A 26,250-nucleotide genomic window follows, 5' to 3' on the forward strand; every position below is an offset into this window, starting at 1 on the left:
AAAAAAGTTTACTGTCCTGGTGACAGCGTAAATTAATTTGTAACCATCTTACCCGCGACCCGCAGCGTTGCTTTACCCATTTGGGTAAAGGCGCGCAAAAACTCACAGGCTACTACAGCTTAACCTAAACAACCCCCGTGCTTACGCTTCGGGCAGAGAGCCGCAGCTACCTGGAAGGTGCCAAGTGCAGCAAGCTCACAAGCTCGGCCTGGCGGCTCGTTCCGGTCTTTGCAAAGATTGCCTTGAGCTGCATGCGAATCGTATTTGGCTTGACTAATAGCGCTTGCGCCGTTGCCTCTACCGAGCTGCCCCTGGCAATCATCGCGGCAACGCGGGCTTCGGCAGGCGAGAGGTCGAACAACGCCTGAAGGATTTCCGGGGGCGGGCCCGGTTGCTGAATGACTGGTGTCACGTAAAGCAGGAATTCGGCGCCCGAAAAGACATCACGTCCCGATCCGCGCATCGGCAGGACATGGACCACAAAGGCCTCGCGCGTGCGCGGCCTCCGAACCGGAATAGACGCCCCATGAGTAGAGGCGGATCTTCCTTCCGACGCGGTGGCAAAAAGAGCATGAACGGCTGAGTTCGCAAATTCGAGTTGGGAGCCAGCACCAATCCGAAGATCGGGCTCATAAGCAAGCAGAGCTTCGTTGGCCGCCAGCACCTTGCCACCATGGCCGAGCACAGCTGCTGCCAAGCCAATCATTTTCAGACTTTCAACTGTTGCTCGTGCTCGCTCGAGGCCAACGCGGCCCGACAGCAAGGCGGCGCGAGCGATATGGGGTCGAAGACGATCGAGCTGTTCGGCGACCTCCCGAGGTACGGGCCCTTTTTCATGAGCCTTTTCGATCGAAACAACAAGGATATCACCCGCCGGGGAGTATATCGAGGTGCCGATGCACCAGCCTAAACCACGGGGCCGCAGAAAATCAGTGTAATAGGGTTCTTGCTCTAGCTCCTCGATAGTGAATGCATCAAGGTCGGTAAGGAAGCGCGGTTCTTTGATCGGGACCAACCGCTCGCCTCGAGGATTTTTCAGGTAGAAGGGACTATCAATCCAAGCTTCTACTCGGGAGCGAATACTGTCTGTTGACAGCCATCGAGCCAGCCCGGGGGCCGCAGCAAATAATAGTGCACCTTCAGCGTCAGCTAAACCTGCCAATCTATCAAGTACAATCTTCCACCGCTCGGGGACTATAGCGGCTTCGTAAATCTCATCGACCAAACGGTCAAAATGCATTTGTAATACCCAGCCTTTCCGCGCTCTACAAAAGAAGGGAGCGCGTCGCAATACTACTTGAGGCCAAGTAAATCAGCTCAACCAGCCCCTGCCGTGCTCCCAACACCGGTTCCCCTTAGGAGCCTCCGTCAAGCTGAACGCCAGTCATCGCTGTTGGCTCACTCAATTATTGGCGAGCCCGAGAGGCTGCCAAGATCGCCTTTGAAGATGATTTGGCCTTCTCCATCATAAACCGCCGAAGCAGCTTCCGTGGATCGGCCCCAAGCGCCTCCGCAATGGCAATGAACTCAACGACATCCAACCGACGTTCGCCGCCCTCGTATTTGGCCACGAAGGATTGCGGCTTGCGTAGCTTCTTGGCGAGGGCGTGCTGACGGATCCCGGCCTTATGTCGCGTTGCGACAAGAAGGGCGATGAGACGGGCATATTCGGCGGATTTGAGGGATTTTTCCATGGCCGCCGGCGCTTGCGATTCGGCGGCGATCAATCTGATCCTAGATCGGGATTATCCCAAAACAGGATAGCATTAACTCTGCTGTGCGAAGCTGGCGGGCAGGGCGCGCGGTTGCGCTGGACTTATGCGGTGAGCGGAGCGCAATGGCGGCGGGGCATCCCAAATCAAGGAGTTTCACAGTGCTGGCCGAACTACATCAGGATCCGCTTACGTCTCACTCCCGCGCCTCGAGCATTCGCGAGCAGGCGCTATTTCATCTGCTTCTCGGAGAGCTCATGGCCGCGCGCTGGCAGCAGGGCCACCACGACATCGAGGTGCTCAAGAGCGAGGTCGATCGGGGCGGCTACGACATCGTATTGGAAGCCAACGGGATCCTTCGGCATATCCAGTTGAAGTCGACCTTTTCGGGCTCCGCGGTCCGGCACGTGACCGTCAGCACCCGGCTGCTCGAAAAGCCCAGCGGCTGCGTGATTTGGCTTGAGGTCAACCAGCAGACATTGACGCTGGAGCGGTACTTCTGGTTCGGGGGCCGGCCGGGAGAAAGGTTGCCGGATTTGGGCTCGAAGGTCAGCCGGCATTCGCGCGGTGACAGCACCGGACAGAAGCTCGAACGACCCATGCATCGCGACCTCGGCAAGGCCTGCTTTGAGCGCATCGATAGCGCAGATGATTTGCTCGCCAGGTTGTTCGGATGAAAGACGACCGGGGCTAGGAAGCGGCAGCTTGCATGATCGGCTATCGGCGATCGTTCTCTCGACCGGTCGCCTCAATCGGGGGTTCAGGGCGGTGGCGGCCTAATCGGCGGGAGGCGCGCGGAGACGAAAAAAAGTCGATAGCCTCGCCAAGGCTCAGGGAAGGCCGTGTAGGAGATTTGGTCCAAGCCGCACCCGGACAGGGCCAGAATCCCATAAATCGTGCCTTGCGCGGGTTTCCGCGTCGCCGCCGTTGGTCAAAAATATCAGCAGAAACATTGTTCTACGCGGAACTCAGCTGGCTCTGATGGCGGGTTGGTGCGCGTGCCGGACGGCACAGTGCGCGGCGGCTCTTCGGCGCCGGCGGCTCGCCGAGTAAGATTGGCATGAGTTGTGCTATAATTGACTGATACATGGTTGGAGGAGCCAATTCGATGCGCAAGCTTCCCGAAACGGAACAGCCGGCCAGTTTCGGCTTCGACAAACCCGCCAAGGAGCGCTTGATCGAGGCCGCCCAGAAGATGTTTCGTCTTCTCGGAATCAGGGTCGCGAACGGCTTGATCGCCCACGAGGCGCATTCGAATATGGAGACGTTGGTCAAATATTTCGGCCATGGCGAGGCGCTGATCAGCTATTTTATCAAGTCCTTGATTGCGGAGTCGGAGACGGTTTGGGAGGTGATAACGGAGGACCATCCAGGCGATCCGGAGGCGCAACTGCGGGAATGGCTTGCGACCGAGCAAGAGAGTGCGGGTCGTCCGATGCAGCCGCAGACGCTGCTCGCGCGCACGGCAGCGGAATTGTACGAGCATCGCAAGAACCCCCAGCTCCGCGAGATCGAAGAGTACTGGCAGGCCGAGCGGCGCCGGGTGGTTGGGCTTTGTCGATCCTCCGGATTGCGCGATCATGTGGAGCTGGCCGACAAGCTCTTGCTGATGGTCCACGGCGCGCGTAACGAGCGCAATGCCTATGGGGCGTTTGCGCCAAGCCGGCTGCTGCAGCAGGCTGGGAATGAATTGCTGGTCGCGCATCGGAGTGCATTAAAGTGAAGGTCGAGCATACAATTGAGACCAAAGCAGATTGAGCATGACCAAATCCAATGATGCCGCCGTGGTCGTCTTCACCTCCGAGACGGGGCAGAATATCCTGGACCAGGCGGGCTCCCGCGGTTGGGTGCTCAGTCCGAAAAGCGTCGAGCGATGCACCTATCTGGTTTGCTGCCGACGGCAGGATTGGAACAACAAGGCCGAAGGCATAGCGTCGCGAACAGCGTTTCTGGTGGGACGTCTTTCATCGCTGACGCCACTTGACGAGAGCGCGAATGCGAGGGGACAGGCACGCTTCCGAATTGGAATCTCGGAGTTCGCCGAGATTGCCGTTGCGGATGTCTGGCGCAAGGAGCTGCGCAACCCGGTTGCCTATGCCAGTCTGAAGGAGCTCGGGATCGAGCAGCGGCGGCTCAAGTTTCAACCGATCCCCGACTCTTCATCCGTGGGACCGGGCAAGGCCGGTGGTTTGACCATTGCCGATGCCAAAAAAGCTTTGGCGGCGACGTTTGGGGTGCGGCCCGAAGATATCGAGATCATCATCAAGGGGTGACGTGGATTAACCACCGCGGGCGTTGGACGCGGCTATTCGCAAAGTATTGTTGAAGTATGCGGTAGATTGAGTATACATAAGGCCTGTCCCCCAGGAGAGGTCCCATGAGTGATTTCCGCGTCGAGCACCTAGGCATTGCCGAGCTGAAGCCGAACCCGGCGAATGCCAGGCGGCATTCGCGCAAGCAGCTGCACCAGATCGCCGCCTCGATTCGCGAGTTCGGGTTCAACAGCATCGTTGTGGCCGATGAGGAGGGGGTGATCCTGGTCGGCCATGGCCGGATCGAGGGCGCCCGCCTTGCGGGATTGGAGCGGGTGCCGGTGCTGCGGGTCGGCCATTTGACACCCGCGCAGAAGACCGCGTTCTCGCTCGCCGACAACAAGGTTGCGCTGAACTCGGATTGGGATACGGACCAGCTGCGCGTGCTCTGGCGCGAGCTGACGGGCGCCGAGGTCAATTTCGATCTGGAAGTGACCGGCTTCGAGACTGCCGAGATTGATCTCTTGGTCGATGGCGAAGCGATGCGCGAGAAGCCGGATCGCAGTGATCTGGTTTCACCGGTCCGGTCAGATGCGGTGTCGCGGATCGGAGATCTCTGGACTCTCGGAGAGCATCGTCTGCTGTGCGGCGATGCATGCGATGCGGCTTCGTTTGCCGATCTGATGGACGGCGACCAGGCCCGTTTGGTCTTCACCGATCCCCCCTACAATGTGCGGATCGATGGTCATGTCAGCGGGCTTGGGGCGGTGAAGCATCGCGAATTCAAGATGGCCTCAGGCGAGATGAGCTCAGCCGAGTTTGCCGGGTTCCTGGCCATGGTGTTCGGCAATATGGCGCAGGTGAGCCTGGACGGCGCGATCCATTTCATCTGCATGGATTGGCGTCATTTGGGCGAGGTGTTGAAGGCGGCCGGAGGGGTCTATTCCGAGCTGAAGAATGTTTGCGTCTGGAATAAGAGCAATGGCGGCATGGGGTCATTCTACCGTTCCAAGCACGAGCTGGTGTTCGTCTACAAGGTGGGCCAGGCGGCGCATTTGAATACGATCGAGCTCGGCAAGCACGGCCGCTATCGCACCAATGTATGGGACTACGCCGGCGCGAACAGCTTTCGGTCGGGCAGAGACGCCGAGCTCGAGATGCACCCGACTGTCAAGCCCACCGCACTCGTGATCGATGCCATCAAGGATTGCTCGCGCCGCGGCGACATCGTGCTCGACCCGTTTTGTGGGTCCGGCACCACGATCATGGCGGCACAGAAGTGCCGGCGGCGGGCCCGCGCGATCGAGCTCGATCCGCTCTATGTCGATGTCGCCATCCGCCGCTGGCAGGCCTATACGGGCCAGCCGGCGACCATGGCATTGACGGGGGAGAGCTTTACGGAGGTCGAGCAGCGTCGTGCCGACCCTCTGCAGTAGCGCTCGTCCCCAGCGCTTGGTTAAAAGAACCTCCCACGGGTGCGAGGCATTTTCTGCGGCAGGCAAACGCTGCGTTCAATGCGCGTCACTAATGTGTACGCAGGACATCGAATTCCTGACCGGGGCGACGCTCGGTCTGCCTCGTGGGACATTGCATGCGTCTTCTCAGCCTTACCGCCTCGACCGCGGGCCTGCTTATCTTGTCTTTGGCTCCTTCAATCGCCGCCGAATCCGTTTTGATGCCGGCGAAAGGCGAAACTTGCAAAAACTTGCCTGCGCAATCGGAGGCCGTGGGATGGCGGTGCCCGGGACCTGCGGGCTTCTCACTTGTCTATTCGGGAGGTGAGGGCGAGAGCGGCATAGGGTTCGGGCGGACCAATCAGGAAAAAGAGCTGACCACCGATTCCTCCTGGAGCGGGACAACGATCGACGCCATCGGCGTGCGAGCTGAATGGAGGATGTCAAACGGTATCCCGTTCGCGGCCATCGTCGCGCGATGGCGGGCAGCCGGGGAGGGCGCCAATAACTCTGGCCACCTCGAATATTTGGTCGTGAAAGTCACAGATCGGGGTAGTTGCGCCATTGCAACGTTCGGTGCGTTGGAAGTGAGTGCCCTTAACAAGGCTCGCAAGCTGGCGGATGATCGGGGTCCGTTATTCCGATGTGGTATCGACAAGCCTTCGTTGGCGGCCGACGACAATGGAAGCAACGTCGGCAGACTGGATGGCCACTTCGCTTCCTCCGAGCTGCTAGACCATAACGGCTCGATTGTGGAGCTGACCCGATCCGAGCGCGGGCTTATTGAGATCCGCTATAAGGAGCCCCGAAGGGGCCTTCCAATACAGCCGAACACTGTTCTCTTTTCGGGGCAGGAGATCGGTGGAGCGCTAAGCGGAACCGCCTACGTCTTCAAGGCAAATTGCGAAGGGGCTGGTTACCCGGTCACGGGTAAGCGACAGAATGGCGTTCTAATTTTGGAAGGCGCCGCTCCTCGTCGGGACAAGTCCTCCTGCCGCGTATCCTCAGCCTCTACAGACTCGAAGCATGCCAGGCTCGAGTTCAACTTTGATCCCCTTTTGAACGGAGGATTTGAGAATGAGATGGCCTCCCCAGCCGTGAGCCGCGCTGAAGCTGCCTCTGTGACGAACACGCGGGCTGATCTCGCCATGAGCGGGGCGCCATCAGCTCGGCCAAGTGATCGAGATGGCCCATTTGTCGACTGGAAGAATGGCAAGCTTGGCCGCTTAAGCTCGTTTGCTGGCACCTACACTTATGATGCTGTTCTGGACGATGCCGAGGTCAAGCGCGCGCTAAAAGAGCTTGCTGGCGAGGAACAAGTGAAGAAGCTCCGGGCCTACATGTCGGGCATGAGCCCTATTGGGCTCATTGGCGCAGACCTCGTCTTGACGGGCGATGCCGAGCATCAAGGCGGTGTGAAAGAAGCAACCGTCTGGATTTCCATTCACGATGGATCTGTTCGTGCAGCGTTGCTCGATGCTGGCACCGTCACTGTATTTGCGCGTGACGCGAAGTATGAGTACCTGCCGGAGGAATTTCGCAACATCGTTCGGCGATTTAGCGCGTCCGCCCACGGGATCGTGGCCATGGAGGACAGGCCTCCCCAAGGAGCCACCTGGGTTCGATGACGAGAAAAGTTCGGTGCAGCATCGCTGCTCTTTGAGGCCCGCTGAGGCCAAGGTCGCGCAGTCACTGCACAGCGCTAATGAAGCGCCTAACTGCCCTGTTTACTTGATTGAGATCGCAGATTTTGGTACAAGTAATTGCCTCGCACGAGAGCTGCGGTTGAGCCCAATGGGCTTTGCGTGATGCACAAACCCGGCATGTAGTGCGTAAATGATGGCGTGACGCCTGATGGGTCCGAATTCCTGCGTGCAGGGATTTGGTCACCCGGAGGGCCACGCCATTTCTCTTTTGTGGGTCCTCCCTGAATCCATTGTTCAAGGAGTACAACATGCCTCGCAACAGCAAGGGACAGTTCGACAAGGGCACGACTGGCAATCCGAAGGGCCGTCCACGGAAGCGGTCGCATCCCATCTCGGATGGTCAGATGCGGCGCGATTTCTTTGATGCGACGGAAATGCTGGTGCCGATCATCGAAGGCAATGAGCGTAAGATGATCCCTGCACACCATGCCATTGACAAGCAGTTGGTCATCAAGGCGGTGTCAGGCGACATGCGGGCCATCTGCGAATACAACAAGAGGCGCGAGCGCTACACGCTGGAGCATGTCCGGGCGCAGCTTAAGAGTCTCGAACTCATCTTCGAGGGCGAAGACCGCATCCGCATGTTTCCCGAGGACGTCACGGATGAGTATAAGCGGGTCTTGACGCTGTTGCGCATGAAGATCGATCCGGACTACTTGCTTTAAACAAACTCGACGTTTCACACTCGCAAATTGGGAGCGCTTCTCGCGCTCCCTTTTTTTGTCTTGCTGCTGGCCATGCACAGGCCCGTCGGGACGCGACTGGTCCGCGACAGATCCGAGCATGTTTGGCACCTGTTAAGTACCTGTTAGCTGCCTGTTTCGGGCCTGTTCGGCCATTCCTTCGCAAGCCCATTGCGCCGCGCAAGTCCTTGTTAATCGCTAGCTTTTCTCGCCAGCCGCCACGGTGGCGATCGAGCGCGATTTTTTGCAGGCGACAGCAGGGAGATTCATCCCGCCCCGTTTGGAGCGCTCCGAATAGATCGGACAGCCTGCGGCCGGTGTGTTAAAGCCGGGGATGAAAAAAATCATTTTGGCGATGCTGCTCATCACGACGCCGGCATTGGCGCAGCCCGAACCGCCAGCTGCGAAGGCCCCATTGACCGATCGCGAACGTGTTCAGGCCGACCGTGCGCAGGCCGCCACGCAGGAGAAGGACGCCCCAACCGCGCGCCCGTGGGACCGGGGCGCGGATGGCAAGCGGCCTTGGGACCGGGGCGCCCAGGCGAAGTAGCAGCGTTCTCGACGGGAACTCGCAGGCTTTGCCGGCAATCGGCAGCCTTCCGTAAGGAGCCTTCCGTGACGGAACTGAGTTTACGCGGCACGGGCTGAGCTGAGCTGCCTCAATTTCTCTATCGAGCCGCCCGGGGCAGCGGGCTCTGGCTCCGCTTCCTCGCCAGTCGGCACGGCCTATCTGACGGTCACTTCCACAGCGATGACCGAGGATCCGCGCTGCCTGCGGTTTTCGCCCGACACGGCAATTCGGAACCGGTCAGTTCCTGGACGTGAGGGGGCTTGGTGGCGAAATGACGGGCCGGCGATCGTCACGCTACCGGCACTGGGCGCCTCTGCCAGTTTAACTTCGTCCAAAAGCTGAGTTCTGCCGCGCAGGCCTTGCAGGCATTCCGTCCCGGCTGGGATTGAAATAACCCAATATACGGTGTCGGAAAGCAGTACAAAGCGTTCGGGCCGCAAGGCACATTCACCCGCGGTCGCAGCATGCGCTTGCAGCCAGTATCCCGCGAAAAAACATAGACTTGCCGCCGCTGTTTTGAGCCTCATGCTGCCGCCCGTGCGGTGATCATGATTGGATGGGCCAGGCATGCTCAAACAAAATCGCCGCCACCGGCTGCCCGGTGTTGCGGCGATTCATGGTTGACACGGCTGGTCGCTAAACGCTTTGCGTTCACCGAGCGTACCAATACCCCCACCAGCGTTGCGACACAGGCCGCGCCTCCGCCTTGAGCGCCGCGACTTCCTCGACAGAGCGAAGGTTGGGGCCATAGATCGCAGGCGGGTAAACATCATCCCAAAACACGTAGCCGGTTCGGACGTAGGCCGACCGATGATGCGCAGGAGCCAGCGCAAGCTCCGCGGCTGAAGCTGTGGTCGTTATCAAAGCAAGGCCAAGAACAGAAAGAGCAATGGATGGAGCAAGGGTGCGGAAGTTCATTGGATCAATCCCTCTCGAAATGGGCGAGAAATAGAAAATGCGACGGCCTGTGAAAGGTTGCAAGCGCATCGTTCCATAGAACGGCTGCGAAATCCAGCTTTTCAGGTGCGCGAATCCAGCCGGAAGGTTCGGGCAGAGCAGACTTGAGGGTGACACCTGTCGTTGGGGCTGGTGAAGACAGCGCTACCGATGAGCCGACAACTCAGATGCTGCTGCTCACGACATGATCAGGCCTGAACAATCTTTTGGCGCCAGGAGAGTCATCGGGAATCATCATGTGGACACACTGCTCACTCTTGATGAGCACCGCACTCTTCAGGACGATTCCTATGGCTTCTGCTTTTGTCTTCGCCTTGATCTTCTGCGCCGGCGTCATGTTGGGCTATGCGCTGCGGACCTTGCGCCCGCAACGCTCGACGACGAACGAGCCCTCCGATACGCCGCGCAGAACGGCCCGATCGACTCCCAGTTCGGCATTCGGACACACCCGACGTGCCTTTTAGGCCTCATCCAGGGTGCGGGCGACACCTCGGTTCTCACGACCATAGGCGACACAGGACATGACCCAGCCGATGAGGGACGCACCGCGACGCTACATCGTGGACGGTACAGGACAGCGTGTGCTTTTCGGTTTGACGATTGCGGAAACCATCGAGTTCGAGACGTTGGACAAGCCCGACGCGCCACTCGGCCCTGGCCTTCGCCTCGATCAGAGCAAGCCGGGACAACGATGGCTGGAGCTATACGCCAAGCATGAGCGGGCCTGGCGCAACTGGATGGCCGACACGCGAGCAGGACGGGAAGTGCCCCTCGTGCTCAACTAGGTGACGCCGTTAGCCCGTGACTGCGAGGCCATCCGTTCGCTTCAGGAACAATCTCCCCGACGGAACGGCAGTCATCCCGGGCTGGTCATACCGCGAGCATCCGGCTGCCTTGTATGCTCATGAGAGTCAGATTGCCCGTCGCGTAGGCGCCCGTATCGATGTTGACCCGGTTTGCCAGGATTTCGGCGGTGCGCACCGGCGTGTGACCATGAACGATATATTTGCTGAACTGCTCCTCGCTCCGAAGGAATTCTTCGCGAATCCAAAGCAGGTCGCTTTCGCTTTGCTCGGCCAAGGGGACACCCGGGCGAACGCCGGCGTGGACAAAGAAGAAGTCTCCACAGGTAAAACTAAGGCGTAGTTCGTCCAGGAACTCCAGATGCTCCCCCGGCATTGCGCGGATCAAGTCGCGCATGATCGACGCCGGGTCGTCGCGCTTCAGGTCTGGCGGCGCGAGTCCATAGGACATGAGCGTCTGGGCGCCTCCGATGCGAATCCAATCTTCAAACAACGATGGGTCTTCGAAAACCCTCACCAGAAATGCCTCGTGGTTTCCCTTGAGAAAAATCGAGTTTCCCCGCCGGCTTCGTTCAACCAGGAGGTCAAGGGTGGCGCGCGTGTCCGGTCCGCGATCGACGTAATCGCCCATGAACACCTCGATCGCATAGCGTGGCCGACTGTGGGCCAAGTCGGCGTCGATGACCCGCAGCATGGGCTGCAGCAAATGCGAGCAGCCATGAATATCCGAGATCGCGTAAATGCGAACGCCGTCGGGCAGTTGCGGCCTGTGAATTGGCGGGTGTGACCGGGCAAGAGATGTCATGGCGCGCACACTCGGTGAGGTGGTGGGGATCATTTCGCCAAGTCAGTCCACGGCCGGACCCCTATTGAAGGGAGCCGCCTCTCAGACGGCCCGATTGCGCCGAAAGAAAGGAGGATATTCGCTTGCTTAGCTTGTCAGCGCGCGCTGAGCAAATCAGGCAATCCCGCCCTGGGGTGCATCGCGACCGGCAGCGGGATGATGCATGCCTCGCTGAAGACGTTTGGGGGGATACAGCTTTAGATCGCACTTCCTCGAATTTCTAGTAATCGAATCATATCGCTTGCGGAGTGACTCAATGCGGGCAACAGGCGCATCAAAGATGAGCTGCTAGCGCTTCATGCAAGCGCCCGACCGAATTCGAAGTGGAACTTGATTCAAAATAGGGCAGCGAGTTTCGATCGTGTGTCAGCACTGTGACGCAAATCTTCCGCGCGCGATGACATCTCAACAAAACGCGATGCATTCATGCATCGCAAAAGTTTCGCGTGCAGCGCCACAATATCGCTGTGTTCACTTCACAGTTTGCGTTCGGGGAAGTGACGGATCTTCAGCATCACGGATCAGCGTCAAGCATTCTCGATAGCAGAGGTTCGAATGGCTGTTGCAACTTATGGTTCTGAAAGCGCTGGTGCACTGTCGTCGGCGCGCGGCACGGCTCTTCAGCGGCCTTTTCAGATCGTCATAATCGCTGCTGATCTGCTGCTCATCCTGCTCAGTTACGCTGCAGGGGCGGCGCTCTACAATGTCGCGCTTGCCTCCATTGGCGACGGCGCATCGATGGGGGCTGGATTGATTGTCGGCGTTGTGTTCGTCGCAGTCGCATATTCCCAGGATGTCTACGCCACGCACCGCTTGCTGAATCTGGTCTGGCAGCTGCGCAAGGCCGTCTTCATCTGGTTGGCGTCGCTGACGATCCTCGCTGTCGCGGCCTTTTTGCTGAAATCGACGGACAATCTGTCTCGCGGCACGGTGATCATTTTTGCTGCAATCGGCGGCGCCGGATTGATCAGCCTGCGCTTTGTCTGGCAGTTCGTACTCGCGACAAACTATGCCAGAAGCCGGCTGGTCGATCGCAAGGTGATCCTGTTGAGCCTGAAGCCGCTCGATTTCACCTCAAGCCGCTTCAAGGATTTGCGCAGGAACGGTTTCGACGTCATGCGTCATTTCGTGCTTGGGATCGACAGCGGCGATGGCCATTGGGAGCGGCAGATTCGCGATGTCATTCGGCAGTCTCGCCAGGCGGACGTCGACGAATATCTTCTAGCGATCGATTGGAACGAATTGCCGATGCTTCGAAAGATCGGGCCCTTCCTGCGCGCGGTGCCCCAACCGGTACGCCTTCTGCCGGACGATTCAATCGCCGACCTCGTGTCGCGCCCATTCCTGCCGGTCAGTGGGACCGTGGCGGTCGAGATTCAGCGGCCGCCGCTCAGCGTTTTCGAGCGTCTCCAAAAGCGCTGTCTAGATGTGGGAGTAGCCCTGTTGGCGCTCGTCATACTTGCACCGCTGTTGCTGACTGTCGCCGTTCTGATCAAGGTCGGATCGCCGGGAGCTGCCATCTTCCGCCAGTCGCGTAGAGGGTTCAACGGCAAGCCGTTCGAGATATGGAAATTTCGGACCATGACGGTCTGCGAGGACGGGCAGACGATTACCCAGGCCACCAAGCGGGATGCTCGGGTCACCAAGATCGGGCGTTTCCTTCGCATGACAAGCATCGACGAGTTGCCGCAGCTTTGGAATGTCTTGCGCGGCGACATGTCCCTGGTCGGGCCGCGCCCGCATGCGCTGGCCCATGACAATTATTACGACGAGCTCATCAGCAAATACGTCTACCGCCACCACATGAAACCGGGCCTGACAGGCTGGGCTCAGGTCAACGGCTTCCGGGGGGAAACCCCGACCATCGACCTGATGGAAAAAAGGGTGGAATATGACGTCTGGTACGTCAGCAATTGGAGTATCTGGCTGGATCTGAAGATCATGGCGCGTACGGCCTCGACGGTGCTGTTCCAGGAGGCCTATTAGTAGGACCCGCCTAGGGGGGGACCAGCGGCACCTATGAGCCGTTAGCTTCCGTTGCCGGGGGTCTTCTTGAAGAGGCGAAGGACGGCGTCCCGCAGCGCAAGCATTGGCGGGACAAGGACGAAGAACGCTCCCATGGCGACTGAGACGACGACGTGGCGCAGCGAAAAAGGCTCGTCATGCTCGAGCTCCCGGCGATTCGGATCGAGCGGGGCAGGCGCGAGAGTGGTCGCCATCGGCCGGGATTCCCGGCGGGCTTTACGCGGGGGAACCACGATCAACACGAAAAGAATATTGAGCAACACCCAGATGCTCAAGACAATAAGAGCAATTACCATCCGAACCTGCCGAAAAAGTACAAAGAGTATGAGCGCAGTTTAGCCTTCCGAACCTCGGAAGGAAAGGTGCTCAAGAATTCGGCAGTCCAGGCTGCGGTCACGATCAATAGCCCTTCGTGCCGGGGGCAAGTTTGTGCAGGCAACACCTCACTATCTACTATCTTTCGTCCGGATCGCCGTCGTCAATCCATGCCTTGGGCTATGGCAGAGACCGCCATTTGTGGATTCCGGATGAATACGGAGATGGGACGCGTATCGGAGCCGACGATAATGTCACTTGGCGGGTTGGTTCCGACGTCTTCGTGATCCCGGAACTCAATAGAGCCCGCTGACGCATCTTCGCCACGCCGGGCGTCCCGCCACGGCTGCGAATTTCGGACGGCCACTTCCGTCCGTTCCTGCAGACGGCGGGACCGAAAAGTGCCCTCTGCAGCCTATCTTGGGAAAACCCCGCGACGGTCGTCAGCAGGTCGGGGCATGCGCGAGGGGCGCGGCCGCAGACTGTGCGGCTTGTGCGCCTCCTTCGCCCTAGGAATGTTCGACGTAGTAGCTGTTGCGGTGCTTACCCTTATACGCCTCGATGCGCCCAAGCATCTTCGGGTTGGCGCGATTGAGGACGGCACCCAGCAGCTTCTTCTGAAGGATCTCCGATCCCGAGATTGATTCCTGAAGCGCAGCTCGCGTGGTTGCTCCCCATTCGATCACATAGACCATTGCATCGATGAGGGGGCTGAACGCCTTGGAGTCCGCCACCGGCATCACCGGGGCAAGGTCGATAATGATATATTCGTAGTGTTCCCGTAGCATCGCGAGCAGGTCGGCCATTGGCCTCGACGCGATGACGTCGGCCGAATTGACCATGCGCGAAGCAACGATGGAGGGCAGGAAATCGAGACCGGTCTCCTTGCTTCGTTGCACGTGATAGCTGAAGCCCGTGGGATCACTGAGGGCCTCGACCAGTCCGCTGTTGGCGTTAGGTGCGAGGTCCCGCGTGAGTGAGCGCGTATGCAAGTCGCCGTCGATGAGGATGGTGCGGTGACCTGTCATGGCGATCAATTGAGCGAAATTGGCCGCGACCGTCGTTTTTCCTTCCTTTGGCAGCGACGATACAATGCCAATGACCTTGATCTCTCGGGTCATACGCGCAACGTCGATCGAAACCTTGATGTTGCGCAACGTCTCCGCAAACCGCGAGAATGGATGATCAACAACGTAGCGGGATAGCCCCGCTTCGTCGGCTTTCGCGGATGCCGAAAGCAACCCACGTGTTGTCGGCGGGCGAATATCTGGCAGGACACCAAGGCACTTCACGCCGAGTTCGTCCTCGACCTCTCCGGGAGTCCGCAAGACGTCGTTGAGTAGCTCGCGCGCAAAGGCGGCGCCGAAGCCGAGACAGAGGCCGCCTACCAGGCCCCCCACCAGGGCCAAAACCGTCCGCGGCGAACTTTTGCGATCAGGCTTGGTCGCGGTGCTGATCAGGCGGGCCTCGCTGATCGGGAAGCTCTGGTTCTGCGTGGCGCTTTGCAGCTTCTCCAGGAAGTTGTTGTAGAGATTGCGATAGGTGTCGGCGGCGCTTTCGAGATCGCGGAGCTTGACTTCCGCCTGGCCGGTGTGACCCGCTTGGGCGACCAGCTCTTTCACGTTCTTGTCGAGAGATGCCTCTCGACTTTTTGCGATCTCGTAGTCACTGCGATAAGCGTCGCCAATCCGATGAAGCTCATCGGCGATATTCTTGCGCAGCTCCTCCATCTTGTTGGCCAAATTGACCGCCGCAAGATGAGTCTTGCCGTAACGCCTTGACCAATCGGCATATTGGGCCTGCAAATCGAGGTACTGGGCGCGCAGGCGCGTAATAACCGAGTTGTTAAGGGCGTCCGTCACGGTCGGCTGGGCGAGATCCTGGTCGGAAATCGCTTCGATCCGATCGAGGCGCGCCTTGGCTTCGGCCGTGGCCGCCCGCGCCTGAACCAGCTGTGTATTCAAGTCCGACAGTTGCTGCTCGGACATGAGGCCGCGGCTGGTTCCGACGATATTGTGCTCCGCCTTGAAGGTTTGCACCGCGCGGTCGCTCGCCGTCGCCTGCTCGCTGAGCTCGACACTCCGCTGCTGGAGCCATTCGGTCGCCCGTTTCGTGGACTGGTATTTTGCTTCCAGTGCACCCACGATGTAGGCATCGGCGATCGCATTTACGATCTTGACTGCCTTGTCCGGGCTGTGTGCGCGATAACTGAGCGACAAGACATATGTGGTCAGGACGCGCTCGACTCTGAGACTCTTTTGAATCGATTCGACCACGGCATGTTCAATCCGCTCCTGGGTGGGCGGTTCGCCGGATCCGAACACCGACATGATCTTGCCGGTGACGACGGCGAGAAGTCCTGGATTGGATCCGTTGAATTCGGGATCCTCGGTGAGCCGCAGGCGGCGAACGATTGAAAGGATAAGGTCGTCAGAATTGATGACTTCGACCTGGCTGTCGACATAGCCGGTGTCGATCAGAGCGCTGTTGGTCCCGCTGTCCTTGTCCAGAACCTGGGTTTGCCGGGTGTCCATCATGATACGGGCGTTTGCCGTATACATCGGCTTTGCCAGAACCAGATAGACGATCACCAGAGCCAGCGAGGCGCCGACTGCCGCAGCGATCAGCGGCCATTGCCGACGAAGGACGTCGGTCACACGGTCAAAACTGAGGACCGCGCCGCCAAACTCGATGCCGAATCGGTGTCCCGATTGGAAGTGTTCTCTAGGCTGATACATCTGAAAATCGCTGCCTTAATGGTCAAGGAATCAATTCGGAAGGGGGACCGGTTTGAACGGGTTGGCCAGTTTGGTCTTCCATTCGCCTTCCAAGAGCGCTCCGCCCCGAGACTGCGTTGGCTTGTTGTCTCTCGGCTGCAACTGGGCGCTGGAGCCATCTTCTCCCTCCGCGGAATAGCCTGCTTGCACGGCGAGGTCGCCGACCCGTTGCGTGAAATCCCTGATCTTACGCGCAGCGTCCGGTTTCGTCGACGTACACAGCGCTTCTGCGAGCCGCAGCGCTGCGCCGATGGTCGAGCGGTCGGGGGAAGCCGATTCGGAGATGAGCGTCTGCACCGACGGCAACACCGATGGATTGGTCGCGATATATGAGGAGAGGCGAGACCTCAGCTTCTCTTTGTCGTTGCGTAGCCGTTCCAGAAGCGAAGACGGCGCCTTCACGAAGGCGTCGAGTTCGGTTTGTGAGGCGCGGTCTGAGAATCCGACGCATTGAGCGCGGGTCGGACCAACGCCCGATGCGATCAGAGCAGATACCATCAAGATGATGGATAGCCATGTCGGCTTCGCACGACGCGTCACTTCGCAGCTCATCCGTGTCCCTTCGTCGTTGCTGCAAAACCAGTACACACGAAGAATGGCAGTCAACTGTGTCAATTTTTGTGCGACGCAAAAGCGGGTTTCATTCGGTCGCGCGTGCCATCGATTGCCAAACAGTGCCTTACCTCTCGTCGGTTGTGCAACTACGATTTGCAATGCTCGCGAGATCGGCACAATGCCGCCTGCGAATTTTGCAGTTTGAAGATTTATGAGGCGATCAAAATAATCTCGTCGCGAAATTGACACACGGAAATTGTTCCAGCGACAGCAGCGCGCGGATGAAGAAACATCTTCCATAAAGGCCAAATCGCAACACCGCCGGATTTCGCGCATACTTTGCTCGCAAAGGCTCGCGACCATTCGCCGTGGGACTCAGTTCGTTCGTCGCGATGCTTCTCGATCAGCAAAAATGGCGCAAAGTTGTCGCGCGCATGTTCGAATGACAGAGAGCGATGAATTTATCGCCGGTCGTCATGCGTGACGCGAATCCTCAATCGTGACGATTGAAAGCACGCAAAGACCTGATACAGACTGCTGCGGTGCAACAGCTACGGAATGTCGATGTGACGGAGTTGGTTCATCGTGAGAAAGCGCATGTCCTGCCGCTCGACAGCATCCGGGGTATCGCCGCGACATCTGTGGTGATCCACCATCTCCTGCTGATGCCGACCTTTCTCGCGGCATTCCCACACAATGCATGGATCAACTGCTCGTTCTTCAGAAGCGCGTGGCTATTGGTCGACTTGTTCTTCGTCCTCAGTGGCATCGTGATGTCGTTGAGCTATGTCGAGGGCGACTTCGGGCGCTTCTCGTTGCGCGAATTCATGGTGCGGCGTCTGGCGCGGGTCTATCCGCTTCACATCGTCATGCTGATCGCAAACCTGCTGTTCCGCCTCCTGCGTATCGGCTTGGTCGCCGCAGGCGTCGTGGTTGCCGCGCCAGCCGCTTTCGAGGTGAACAATGCCTATTCCTTCCTGCTCAACGTCTTTCTCCTGCATTCGATGGGGCTGATTGACTATCTCAGCTGGAACGCTCCGAGCTGGAGCATAAGTGTCGAATTCTACACCTATCTGGTGTTCGGCTTGATCGTCCTGCTGGCCCAGCGCATGCGTTCGCTGTCGTGGTTCTACGCCGTCTCCGGGCTGGTCGCGGTCGCAAGTCTGGTCATCATCATCTTCGTGCTCGACAAGAGGAGCCTGGGACTCCAGACCGATTTCGGCATTCTTCGCTGTTTTGTGAGCTTCTTCCTCGGTGTCTTGACCGTCAGGATCGTTCGTCGCCTGCCAGGCAAGCCGAGCCCTGCCGTGCAGGGAGGGCTGCAGCTGATCGCCATGATTGCCAGTATCGTCCTGGTCAGCGTCGCCGAGACCAATCCGGCGGCCACCTTCCTGGCGCCACTTGTTTTCGCAGCCTTCCTCGGCAGCCTGCTGGCGTTTCCGGATGCATTGCTGGTGCCGAAGATTTTGGTGGCGCGGCCGCTGGTATGGCTGGGGCGCAGATCCTACTCCATCTATATGGTGCATGCGCTCGTGGTGCTTTTCGCGGAGTACTTCGTGCGCGCACTCGGGCCACGGCCGATCGCGGCGCTCGATTCGATCTGGGCCGGGCTGCCGGCAACGCTGAATCTCGTGATCTCCCTGGCAGCTGTGCTGGCGGTTTCGCACTTCAGCTATCTCTACGTTGAGATTCTCGGCGGCAAGCTGCTTCGGAATGTTCTTGGAAGCCGGCCCGATTTTTCGCCATCTCCCGCGCCATCGGCGCGGCTGACGAACTGAGGCGAGCATGACGGCCCTAGCGCTGCAGCGCCCGCAGATCACGCTGGTCAGCCTCAACATCGAGGCGATCGCGCTCGGGGTTTATCTGGTCCGGGATGCCTTCGGCGGCGTGATCCGCTACTACACCAGCATCTTTCATCTGGACACGCTCTGGTACCTGCCCGACGGCGTTGCGCTTCTGTGCCTGGTCCAGTTCTTCGTGCATTGTATTTTGCGTAACCGCAGCACCCTGGCGCTCCTGGTGTTCGCGCAGATCATGCTGTCGCTGGTGCTCGGCTACTTCATGATGGGCACTGCGACCGCCGCGATCTCGGCTTTCAAGATGATGCTGCCGGTGTTCGTCGGATTCTGCTTCTGCGATTCGAGCCTGGGTTCCTACCGAAAGCTGCTGTCGGTCATCGCCGTGACCTTCTATCTCTCCGTCATCGGCGTGTTGTTGACGAAGTTCTACCTCATGCCCTGGGTCGGCTACAAATATGAATCCTTTGGCGCCGTACGTGAGGCGGGCCGGCTGTGGTGGGCCTATGGCGGTGACGATCAGCGCCTGATGGGCTTTGCCGCCGACAATACCATGGCCGCATTCTTCATCCTCGTGTCGTTTGCGATCACGTCGATCCGCAAGAGCACGCTCTGGTGCCTTCTGTACGGCTCCCTGGCGGTTTACGTCATTCGTCTGACCACCAGCAAGACGACCATGATCGTTCTTGTGCTCTACCTGGTGCTGCTGGTGATCGTGCGGATGCTGCCGGAGAAGTCGCGCTTCCCCGCGATCCGCGCGATCGCGTTGTGGTCGTTCGCTGCGATCCTCGTTCCGTTCTTCATGATCGTGGTCGCATCGGGCACCGCAGCAGTGCCGCACTCGACCCTGTTCAGCATTCTCGACCGTATCAATAACAGCTGGCAGCTGCCGTTCGTCTACATGAGCCAGCTGATGCCGATCGGCCTGATAACCGGCTGCGGCGCAGGCTGCTTCAACTATCCCCAGAAGCTGTTCTCGCCGCTGGCGGCGTACTGGGTGCCGGTCGACAACTTCTACATCGGAACATACCTGATGTTCGGGCTCCCGTTCGTCGCATTCATGGTGATGGTGTTCCGGGCAAATTTCGGAGCGACCGACGTCTACAAGTTGACACTGCTCTTTGTGGTCAACCTGTTTACGATCACGGTCCTGAACTACGGCCCCGCATCAGGACTCCTGATCATCGCCTTGAGCTTCAGCGAAGTATTCTCCCGGCGGGCGACGTCCGCGCGGGCAGCCGATACCGTTCCGATAGAATTGCCGCGGCCGATCCGCTCATTGGAGGGTTTCGGCGTCGATATGCCAGGGACGGCAGCGCGTGGGAGCAGGTGAGATAAACGATGCATAGACGGCTTGCATTCATCGATACGCTGCGCGGCCTTGCCGTGTTGTCGGTGCTGTTCCAGCACGTGTTCGAGGTGATCGTCCAGAAGCACCCCACCGGCGCGTATTATTGGGTCTTCCACGATGCGATCGGCTACTACATGAACTTCGGCCGGTTCGGAGTCGTGCTGTTCTTCTTCGTCAGCGGATTCGTCATCCCCTTCAGTTTTCCGGACAGTGCTACGCCCGTGCGCGATTTCACGATCAGCCGCTTCTTTCGGCTCTACCCGGCGTACTGGACGTCGATGCTGATCGGGCTCGTCACGATGCAGGTGCTGGAGTCCAACGCCTATCCCTTGTCGCAGGTCATCGCGAACGTGACGATGCTGCAGACGTTCGTGAACATCCCGAACCTCTGGGTGTTCTACTGGACGTTGGCGATCGAGCTCCTGTTCTATGTCGGATGCACCATTCTTTTCGCGATGGGACTGCTGAACCGCCGGTTTACTGCAGTTGCGATTGTCATTGCTGCGGCGCTGGTCGGGACAGTCGCAGCACTCCTGGTCGAAAGCAGGACGGTGTCGTCGCTCATGGAGGTCGGGCTGAACCTTTCGGCGATGTTCCTGGGCAAGATCATCCGCGACACCGTCATCGGCGGGAAGCTGCGATGGTCGCACGTCGCCGTGTGTACGGTGTTCTATGCGATCTTCGCCATGACGCTGGCGGAGAGGAGGTTCGGCGGCGTCTATCAGGAGAACTTCTTCTACAGCTATTCGATCGGAGCGGCTTACGTCTGCGCTGCGCTCGTCTTCATCGCGTTTGCGGCGTTCGGTGAGAGGTTGGCCTGGCGCCCGATGGCGTTCGTGGGAACCATCAGCTATTCCGTCTATTTGATGTCGCCATTCGTGATCGTCTGGATCCATCGCCTCGTCTGGCTGGGTGATGGGCCACTGGGATGGGCCGCTTTCGCCGCGCTGGTCGCGGCGCTGTCGATCCTGGTCAGCTGGTCGACTTATGCGTTCGTCGAGAAGCCCAGCATCTCGTTCGGCCAAAGGTTCCGGTCGAAGCGCAGGAGGGCGGTCGTTCTCGAGCCGGCGCTCAGCGCGCAAGGGGCAGCTGAGTGATCGAAACAACGCGCCAGCCGAATGCCGGATACGACGGATCTTTCGTTCCCTCCGTCCAGGGACTTCGTGGCATTGCGGCTCTGAGCGTGCTGATGGATCATTTCTACGACATGCCAAAGGGAGGCGTGTACGACATTCCGGATCCCGGTTTCCTGCCGCCGCTCTGGCTCTGGCTGCAATCGGTAATCAATGTCGGCGGCCACGGTGTCGAGCTGTTTTTCATGATCAGCGGCTTCCTGATCCCGGCCAGTCTGGTGCGGCACGGCTCGCTGCCACGGTTCTTCTTCGACCGTATCCTGCGCATCATGCCGGTGTTCGTCGTGCTGCATCTCGCGCTGTTCGTGATTGGCCCGATCGTGGGCTACAAATTCTTCCGCGGGATCGATCTGACCAGCTATCTGGCGATCTTCACGGCCAATCTGTTCTTCGTGCAGGATGCTCTCGGCTTGCCCATCGCTCAGCAGAATGCCTGGACCTTGACTTACGAGTGGGCGTTCTACATCTGGTTCGCGCTGACATTCTCGATGGTGCGCATCGGAGGTAGAATGCTGGCGGCGCCCATGATCTTGCTGGGTGTGGCCTGCCTTCTGCATTGGCCGATCACTGCGTTCTTCTGCATCGGCATGCTTCTCAGCGCCACGGGCTGGCGCATCTCCATTCCGGGACCTCTTGGTTTGATGGCGGGCCTGACTTGCGGGATCGCCATGTACGCGAGTCTCGTGCTGTTTCACCCGTTCGTGGGTCTTATTCCGGGCCTTTTGCTGTTTGCCATGGTGCTGGCTCCGGACTCCGGCTTCGCCAGGGTCCTCAGCACGCCGGCCCTGCAGTATGTCGGCAAGATAAGTTACAGCCTGTATCTCGTGCACCCGTTTGTCCTGTTTCCGTTGCAGGTGATCGGGCTCAAGCTCGTGGCTATCGGTGTCGACCGCTGGCTGCTGTGGGCAGCATTCATCCTGCTGGGCTCGTTGATGTCGCTGATTGCAAGCGCGATCAGCTATGAGCTGATCGAGGTAAGGTTGAGACGCCTGTTGGATGGCGCGGTCCGCGGCTTGTTCTTTCGGTCGTTGAGCAAGATGGAACAATCCGCCTAGAAGATTGCAATATCCGTCACGATCAACTCACGGTACGGCCGGCAAGCTTGCGGTAGGATGGCAACAGGCCATCGGCGATGCGATCCCAGTTCAACGGACCGGCTGCTGTCTGCCGTGCACCATCGGTCAATGCCGCGGCAAGCGACTTCGAGGTCAGGACGCGTTCGAGCGCATCGGCCAAGGCGGCAGCATTGCCGGGCGGAACCAGAAGCCCGTTCACTCCGTCTGTCACGACGTCAGGAATGCCACCGGTGGCGCTGGCGACGACGGGACGGGAATTCCCGTAAGCAGACGCCAGCACGCCGCTCTGCGTCGCATCCTTATAGGGCAGGGCGACCACGGCCGCCGACTGAAACAATTGGCCGGTATCCTCGGGCGAGATATAGGCGTTGATCGTTTTGACCGTCGGCATCGCCTCCATGCGCGCGCCAAGCCGCGTCATCTCGGGACCGCGGCCCGCGACGATCGCTTCGTGGGCCACGCCGCGCCGGTCGAGCAGGTCGATTGCGTCGATGAAGACGTCCAACCCCTTGTAAGCCCACATCCGCCCAAAAAACAGGATTCGTGCAGATTCGGATTCGATGGCGGCGGCGCGCGTCGGGGGCACCATGAGCACGCCATGCATGCTGGAGACGATTTCTCCAGTAAAGTCCGGCGAGGCCTGGCGAAAATCTGCAATGCAGCTCTCGCCGTGCGTCGTGACGACTGATGCTGCCGCGCGCATGCGCGCGCGCCAGCCATCCTCGCGTGGAGAAGTGCCAGAACCGCCTTCCGAATGGGGAATCGCGTCATGAACGGTCAGCACCAGCGGGATTCCAAGCGGACGCAGCAACTGGATCAGCTTGGACGTATAGACTTCCGGAACTTCGTGACAATGAACCACGTCTGGACGAAACGAAATTATGTCCATGAACGAAGCCGGAATGCCGATGGCGCCGGCGCGGCGCAGGCTCAGATCGCGAATCCTCGTGTTGAAGGGTGTCGTCGCCGCGATATCGGCCAGTTCCCATTGCTGGTTCGCATCCTTGCGGTTGAGGACGAGGCGAACATCGCAATGGCGCGCCAACCCCGATGCGAGCCGGTAGGAATATTCTGCAAAATGCGGCGCATAGATCGCCACGCGCAAGCGCCTGGAATCACGTTTGAAGGCAGTGGCGGGCGAATTCATCAAGGCATCCATTTTGCATCACATCGCTGAGCCGGTTGGAGTGTAGTCCACGATTTGAACTCACTTCCACGCTAAATCGGATGATTGATGGCGCTCATCTGATTGCCATAACGTCGTCGCACTGCTGCGCGATTGCTGCCGCCATCGGGACGCAGTGGAAAATGGCGAGGTCACGCGCGGTCATCGATTGCCTACTTGTCTAGCGGGCGATTGTGATTGGATCTGTCGGAATTAGGTCGATTTTTTGATGAACGTCACTCCGGGCAAACAACATCAGGTCGTGGTCGCGTTGTTGTGGTCGCTGGCGCAGAACTGGGGCGGCCGTGCGCTGTCATTTGTCCTGTTCTTGATCTTGGCGCGGCTGCTCAATCCTGCGGATTTCGGTCTTGCCGCGCTGGTTGGCTTCATCCTGCTGCTCCTGAGCTCCATTTCTGAATTCGGGTTCGGTGACGCGTTGATCCAGCGACGCGCGCTCGAGCCTACGGACGTGACGCTGCCATTTTTCTGCTCACTGGCGGCGTCGGCCCTCCTTGCGGTTCTCATCGCCCTGCTGGCGACCGATATCGAACGTTGGCTCGGCGTGAAGGGACTTGCCCCGCTCTTGACGGCCGCGAGCCTCTCGCTTCCGATCGGTACCGCCACGCTGTTCCAGGAGGCGCTCTACAAGCGCCAGATGGATTTTCGCGTGCTTGCGCTCAGGACCATGGTGGCGACCGCGATCTCCGGAGTGGTCGGGATCGCCTGTGCCTATGCCGGGTTCGGCGCCCTCAGCCTCGTGATCCAGGTGGTCGTTCAGAGCGCGGTCAGCGGCCTGTGGCTCTGGAGCCAGCCCAGATGGCTCCCGATGCGCGGCTACGATCTGAAGAGCTTGCGCGAACTCTCCGGCTACAGCATCCACGTCGTGTCGAACAGGCTGCTGGACTTCGCCATCGTGCGTACGATCGACATGATCATCCTGTCGCTCTATGGCGTCGCGGCCTTGGGCATCTACACGGTGGGCGCGCGAGTCTACATCATCCTGATGCAATTGCTGACACAGGCGGTTATGGATGTCGCGCTGAGCGCACTGTCCAGGATCGCGCATGAGCGTCACCGTATTGCAGACGCGTATTTGCGCAGCGTCAGCCTCGGAGCATTGATTGGCTCTCCGGTCTTTGTGCTACTGGCAGCAATCGCGCCGGAGTTCTCCCTGCTGCTGTTCGGCTCGAAATGGGCCGGCAGCGAAGCCGTGATGAGGCCGCTGATGCTCATCGGCGCGATTCAGACGGTGCAGTTCGTGAACAGCGCCTATTTCGGCGCCATGGGCAAGCCCAACTACGTCTTCCTGCTGAACATTCTCAAATTCGCCACGGTGGTGCCGGCAATGTTCCTGCTGCCGTCGCGCGACATTGGTCAGCTGGCCACCATCTTCGCTGTCGCACAGCTCGTGGTTACGCCCGTGACATTCGCGCTGGCGCTCAGGCTGCTGGGCCTGAGCTGGAACCAGTTTCTGCGGCCCGTCGCGGGCTGTCTTTGCGCCATCCTTCTGGCCTATGGCGCAGTTGCGCTATGCCGCGAAGCCACCCCGGACATGAATCCCTATTTGCGGATAGGGCTGCTCTCGTCATGCTTCGGGGCGACCTATCTGATGAGCATCTTGCTGTTCTGGCGGAAGCAGCTGTTCTCCCTGATCGCTTTCGTCGTGAAGCGTGGTGCGACCGCCTGATGAAGACAAGGAAGACGTCGTGAAGCAATTGATTCCGGTACCTGTTCGCAAGCATCTCCGAGGCTGGCTCAACAGCGCGAAGAACACGCCCTTTGCGGTCGATCTGCTCGAACTGCGCAGGTGGCAGATTGCCAGGAAGGCTATCGGTGTCAATGCCGCGCCGCGTAACAACCCGCGCCGGCTCGTCCTGCTCCCGTCCGATCCGTGGAGCATTCATCAGTCGCGCGGCGATGAGGCCATGATCGAGGCGGCCGTCGGCGAGATGAAGCAGGCCCATCCGAACATCGAGGTCTACATTGTCACCGCCACCAAAGCGGCAAGCGCGGAAGTGCGCGCAATGGGCTTCAGGCCGCTCGAACTTTGGAGGCAGCCGTTTTCCTATATGACGATGGCGCAGGAGCTTTCTCTCACCCGGCCGGATTTCGGAATGGTTCTGGGGGCAGATGTGCTGGACGGCTACTATTCCCCCGTGGACGCCGCTCGCATGTTGCTCGTCGCTGATCTCATGGCAGCGTGCGGCGCCAAGGTCAGCGTGCTCGGATTCAGCTTCAATTCCCGTCCGGCCAAGGCATTGCGCGAGGTGTTTCGGCTGCTCGATCCCGGCGTGGTCTTGAATCTGCGCGATGCACTATCGCTTCAGCGCTTCAAGGATTTCGCCCCAAATCGTGCGCATCTCGTCTCCGATTCCGCATTCATGCTGGTGCCGCAGCCGGAGACTGCGGCTGTGACGCAGATTGAGGCCGCGATTGCGGAGCAGCGCAGACAGGGACGCAACGTCTTTGTCTTCAATATCCACCCGATGTTGTTCAGGAAATCCGAGCCGGCCAAATTGCAGCGAATGATCGAACTCGCGGCGAGCGCAATGGGGCGCATGTCTCGAGAGCATAACGCGAGCTGGGTGTTGCTCGCGCACGACTATCGTCCGGGGATCGCTGACGATATTTGCCTTCGACCGCTGGCTGGTCGCCTGCGCGCGGCGCTGGGCGACCATATTCATCATGTCGAGCACATTCTGTCGGCAAGCGAGATCAAGGCGGTCGTCGGTCTGGTGGACGGCGTCGTCACCGGCCGCATGCATCTGGCGATTGCGGCTCTCGGACAGGGAACGCCGGTTGCGGCCATCACATACCAGGATAAGTTCCAGGGTCTGTTCGCTCATTTCGGTGTGAGCGAATCGCTTCTTCTCTCACCGGAGCAACTTCTCGCGGGAGACAATCTCGAGAAGTTTCTGCTGAGGTTCCTTGGCGCCTACGAGACGGCTGGCGCGCAGGTCCGCAATATGTTGCCGACAGTCATGGAGCTGTCGCGCGCCAACATCGCTCCGCTGCGGGGCGATGGTTTGATGTCGGTTGACGCGGCGTCCAACGGTAAGGTCGCCTGAGAGAAGC

At 59.4% G+C, this 26,250-nt stretch carries 24 protein-coding genes; 15 read left to right on the top strand and 9 right to left on the bottom strand.

The genetic code is table 11. The features are described from left to right. Positions 1-166: 166 nt before the first annotated feature. Both IVB45_RS08115 and IVB45_RS08120 read right to left on the bottom strand, forming a co-directional pair. Positions 167-1,240 carry a helix-turn-helix transcriptional regulator gene (locus IVB45_RS08115; protein ID WP_247357124.1) on the bottom strand — a complete coding sequence of 358 codons (1,074 nt, stop codon included), beginning with the start codon at positions 1,238-1,240 and terminating at the stop codon, positions 167-169. A gap of 166 nt (positions 1,241-1,406) precedes the next feature. Continuing rightward, positions 1,407-1,694 carry a helix-turn-helix transcriptional regulator gene (locus tag IVB45_RS08120; protein ID WP_247282731.1) on the bottom strand — a complete coding sequence of 96 codons (288 nt, stop codon included), beginning with the start codon at positions 1,692-1,694 and terminating at the stop codon, positions 1,407-1,409. 179 nt (positions 1,695-1,873) lie between these two features. Here IVB45_RS08120 and IVB45_RS08125 point away from each other — a divergent pair, with 179 nt between their 5' ends. From IVB45_RS08125 to IVB45_RS08155, 7 genes are all read left to right on the top strand, one after another. Continuing rightward, entirely contained in the window at positions 1,874-2,389 is a 516-nt protein-coding gene (locus IVB45_RS08125) for a hypothetical protein (RefSeq protein WP_247282700.1), read from the top strand. A gap of 431 nt (positions 2,390-2,820) precedes the next feature. Further along, positions 2,821-3,435 (top strand): hypothetical protein, encoded by a 615-nt coding sequence (locus tag IVB45_RS08130; RefSeq protein WP_247357123.1) that lies wholly within the window; start codon positions 2,821-2,823, stop codon positions 3,433-3,435. A 61-nt stretch (positions 3,436-3,496) separates the two neighbouring features. Continuing rightward, positions 3,497-3,985, top strand: a complete 489-nt coding sequence (locus tag IVB45_RS08135; protein ID WP_247357122.1) for a hypothetical protein — start codon at positions 3,497-3,499, stop codon at positions 3,983-3,985. Positions 3,986-4,089: 104 nt separating this feature from the next. Continuing rightward, positions 4,090-5,400, top strand: coding sequence for a DNA methyltransferase (locus IVB45_RS08140; protein ID WP_247357121.1), 1,311 nt, complete (start codon positions 4,090-4,092; stop codon positions 5,398-5,400). A 155-nt stretch (positions 5,401-5,555) separates the two neighbouring features. Continuing rightward, a complete protein-coding gene (locus IVB45_RS08145) occupies positions 5,556-7,046 on the top strand; it encodes a hypothetical protein (protein WP_247357120.1) in 1,491 nt (496 codons plus the stop codon). Positions 7,047-7,372: 326 nt separating this feature from the next. Next, positions 7,373-7,789, top strand: a complete 417-nt coding sequence (locus IVB45_RS08150; protein WP_247357119.1) for a DUF5681 domain-containing protein — start codon at positions 7,373-7,375, stop codon at positions 7,787-7,789. Between the two features lie 352 nt (positions 7,790-8,141). Continuing rightward, entirely contained in the window at positions 8,142-8,357 is a 216-nt protein-coding gene (locus tag IVB45_RS08155; protein WP_247357118.1) for a hypothetical protein, read from the top strand. Positions 8,358-9,029: 672 nt separating this feature from the next. Here IVB45_RS08155 and IVB45_RS08160 read toward each other — a convergent pair. Further along, on the bottom strand, positions 9,030-9,296 hold the full coding sequence (locus IVB45_RS08160) for a hypothetical protein (RefSeq protein ID WP_247282706.1): 267 nt from the start codon (positions 9,294-9,296) through the stop codon (positions 9,030-9,032). Between the two features lie 202 nt (positions 9,297-9,498). Further along, on the bottom strand, positions 9,499-9,672 hold the full coding sequence (locus IVB45_RS08165; protein ID WP_247357117.1) for a hypothetical protein: 174 nt from the start codon (positions 9,670-9,672) through the stop codon (positions 9,499-9,501). A 184-nt stretch (positions 9,673-9,856) separates the two neighbouring features. On the opposite strand from IVB45_RS08165, the gene IVB45_RS08170 reads away from it, so the two are divergent. Next, positions 9,857-10,120, top strand: a complete 264-nt coding sequence (locus IVB45_RS08170; RefSeq protein WP_247282708.1) for a hypothetical protein — start codon at positions 9,857-9,859, stop codon at positions 10,118-10,120. 85 nt (positions 10,121-10,205) lie between these two features. On the opposite strand, the gene IVB45_RS08175 is transcribed toward IVB45_RS08170, so the two are convergent. Beyond that, positions 10,206-10,943, bottom strand: a complete 738-nt coding sequence (locus IVB45_RS08175) for a metallophosphoesterase family protein (RefSeq protein WP_247357259.1) — start codon at positions 10,941-10,943, stop codon at positions 10,206-10,208. A gap of 594 nt (positions 10,944-11,537) precedes the next feature. Between IVB45_RS08175 and IVB45_RS08180 the strand changes: the two genes are divergently transcribed. After that, entirely contained in the window at positions 11,538-12,968 is a 1,431-nt protein-coding gene (locus tag IVB45_RS08180; protein WP_247357116.1) for an undecaprenyl-phosphate glucose phosphotransferase, read from the top strand. A gap of 41 nt (positions 12,969-13,009) precedes the next feature. Here the strand turns inward: IVB45_RS08180 and IVB45_RS08185 are convergent, their stop codons facing one another. The 3 genes from IVB45_RS08185 to IVB45_RS08195 form a co-directional block, all read right to left on the bottom strand. Beyond that, positions 13,010-13,303: a hypothetical protein gene (locus IVB45_RS08185; RefSeq protein ID WP_247357115.1), complete on the bottom strand. Its 294-nt coding sequence runs from the start codon at positions 13,301-13,303 to the stop codon at positions 13,010-13,012. Between the two features lie 528 nt (positions 13,304-13,831). Then, positions 13,832-16,060 carry a GNVR domain-containing protein gene (locus tag IVB45_RS08190; protein WP_247357114.1) on the bottom strand — a complete coding sequence of 743 codons (2,229 nt, stop codon included), beginning with the start codon at positions 16,058-16,060 and terminating at the stop codon, positions 13,832-13,834. A gap of 30 nt (positions 16,061-16,090) precedes the next feature. Continuing rightward, positions 16,091-16,990, bottom strand: a complete 900-nt coding sequence (locus tag IVB45_RS08195; protein ID WP_247357113.1) for a hypothetical protein — start codon at positions 16,988-16,990, stop codon at positions 16,091-16,093. Between the two features lie 230 nt (positions 16,991-17,220). Here IVB45_RS08195 and IVB45_RS08200 point away from each other — a divergent pair, with 230 nt between their 5' ends. The 4 genes from IVB45_RS08200 to IVB45_RS08215 are packed head-to-tail and all read left to right on the top strand — an operon-like array spanning position 17,221 to position 21,989. Beyond that, positions 17,221-18,432 carry an acyltransferase gene (locus IVB45_RS08200; RefSeq protein ID WP_247357112.1) on the top strand — a complete coding sequence of 404 codons (1,212 nt, stop codon included), beginning with the start codon at positions 17,221-17,223 and terminating at the stop codon, positions 18,430-18,432. A 7-nt stretch (positions 18,433-18,439) separates the two neighbouring features. Beyond that, positions 18,440-19,783, top strand: a complete 1,344-nt coding sequence (locus IVB45_RS08205) for a hypothetical protein (protein ID WP_247357111.1) — start codon at positions 18,440-18,442, stop codon at positions 19,781-19,783. A gap of 8 nt (positions 19,784-19,791) precedes the next feature. Beyond that, a complete protein-coding gene (locus IVB45_RS08210; protein WP_247357110.1) occupies positions 19,792-20,898 on the top strand; it encodes an acyltransferase in 1,107 nt (368 codons plus the stop codon). Next, positions 20,895-21,989: an acyltransferase gene (locus tag IVB45_RS08215; protein ID WP_247357109.1), complete on the top strand. Its 1,095-nt coding sequence runs from the start codon at positions 20,895-20,897 to the stop codon at positions 21,987-21,989. Before IVB45_RS08210 ends, IVB45_RS08215 begins: the two co-directional genes overlap by 4 nt. Before the next feature lie 22 nt (positions 21,990-22,011). Here IVB45_RS08215 and IVB45_RS08220 read toward each other — a convergent pair whose 3' ends face one another. After that, entirely contained in the window at positions 22,012-23,157 is a 1,146-nt protein-coding gene (locus IVB45_RS08220) for a glycosyltransferase family 4 protein (protein WP_247357108.1), read from the bottom strand. Between the two features lie 247 nt (positions 23,158-23,404). On the opposite strand from IVB45_RS08220, the gene IVB45_RS08225 reads away from it, so the two are divergent. Together IVB45_RS08225 and IVB45_RS08230 are read left to right on the top strand one after the other, a co-directional pair. Beyond that, positions 23,405-24,862 carry a lipopolysaccharide biosynthesis protein gene (locus IVB45_RS08225; RefSeq protein ID WP_247357107.1) on the top strand — a complete coding sequence of 486 codons (1,458 nt, stop codon included), beginning with the start codon at positions 23,405-23,407 and terminating at the stop codon, positions 24,860-24,862. Between the two features lie 19 nt (positions 24,863-24,881). After that, the gene (locus tag IVB45_RS08230; protein ID WP_247357106.1) at positions 24,882-26,243 is read left to right on the top strand and encodes a polysaccharide pyruvyl transferase family protein; all 1,362 of its coding nucleotides are present in this window, start codon (positions 24,882-24,884) and stop codon (positions 26,241-26,243) included. Positions 26,244-26,250 lie beyond the last annotated feature (7 nt).

Source organism: Bradyrhizobium sp. 4 (assembly GCF_023100905.1).
Classification (GTDB): Bacteria; Pseudomonadota; Alphaproteobacteria; order Rhizobiales; family Xanthobacteraceae; genus Bradyrhizobium.

Bases quoted from the DNA above. Each gene is read 5' to 3' on its own strand.
- IVB45_RS08115 (WP_247357124.1), bottom strand. From the start codon at position 1,240: ATGCATTTTGACCGTTTGGTCGATGAGATTTACGAAGCCGCTATAGTC.
- IVB45_RS08120 (WP_247282731.1), bottom strand. From the start codon at position 1,694: ATGGAAAAATCCCTCAAATCCGCCGAATATGCCCGTCTCATCGCCCTT.
- IVB45_RS08130 (WP_247357123.1), top strand. From the start codon at position 2,821: ATGCGCAAGCTTCCCGAAACGGAACAGCCGGCCAGTTTCGGCTTCGAC.
- IVB45_RS08140 (WP_247357121.1), top strand. From the start codon at position 4,090: ATGAGTGATTTCCGCGTCGAGCACCTAGGCATTGCCGAGCTGAAGCCG.
- IVB45_RS08145 (WP_247357120.1), top strand. From the start codon at position 5,556: ATGCGTCTTCTCAGCCTTACCGCCTCGACCGCGGGCCTGCTTATCTTG.
- IVB45_RS08150 (WP_247357119.1), top strand. From the start codon at position 7,373: ATGCCTCGCAACAGCAAGGGACAGTTCGACAAGGGCACGACTGGCAAT.
- IVB45_RS08155 (WP_247357118.1), top strand. From the start codon at position 8,142: ATGAAAAAAATCATTTTGGCGATGCTGCTCATCACGACGCCGGCATTG.
- IVB45_RS08160 (WP_247282706.1), bottom strand. From the start codon at position 9,296: ATGAACTTCCGCACCCTTGCTCCATCCATTGCTCTTTCTGTTCTTGGC.
- IVB45_RS08165 (WP_247357117.1), bottom strand. From the start codon at position 9,672: ATGACGCCGGCGCAGAAGATCAAGGCGAAGACAAAAGCAGAAGCCATA.
- IVB45_RS08170 (WP_247282708.1), top strand. From the start codon at position 9,857: ATGACCCAGCCGATGAGGGACGCACCGCGACGCTACATCGTGGACGGT.
- IVB45_RS08175 (WP_247357259.1), bottom strand. From the start codon at position 10,943: ATGACATCTCTTGCCCGGTCACACCCGCCAATTCACAGGCCGCAACTG.
- IVB45_RS08180 (WP_247357116.1), top strand. From the start codon at position 11,538: ATGGCTGTTGCAACTTATGGTTCTGAAAGCGCTGGTGCACTGTCGTCG.
- IVB45_RS08185 (WP_247357115.1), bottom strand. From the start codon at position 13,303: ATGGTAATTGCTCTTATTGTCTTGAGCATCTGGGTGTTGCTCAATATT.
- IVB45_RS08190 (WP_247357114.1), bottom strand. From the start codon at position 16,060: ATGTATCAGCCTAGAGAACACTTCCAATCGGGACACCGATTCGGCATC.
- IVB45_RS08195 (WP_247357113.1), bottom strand. From the start codon at position 16,990: ATGCGCGAAATCCGGCGGTGTTGCGATTTGGCCTTTATGGAAGATGTT.
- IVB45_RS08205 (WP_247357111.1), top strand. From the start codon at position 18,440: ATGACGGCCCTAGCGCTGCAGCGCCCGCAGATCACGCTGGTCAGCCTC.
- IVB45_RS08210 (WP_247357110.1), top strand. From the start codon at position 19,792: ATGCATAGACGGCTTGCATTCATCGATACGCTGCGCGGCCTTGCCGTG.
- IVB45_RS08220 (WP_247357108.1), bottom strand. From the start codon at position 23,157: ATGAATTCGCCCGCCACTGCCTTCAAACGTGATTCCAGGCGCTTGCGC.
- IVB45_RS08225 (WP_247357107.1), top strand. From the start codon at position 23,405: ATGAACGTCACTCCGGGCAAACAACATCAGGTCGTGGTCGCGTTGTTG.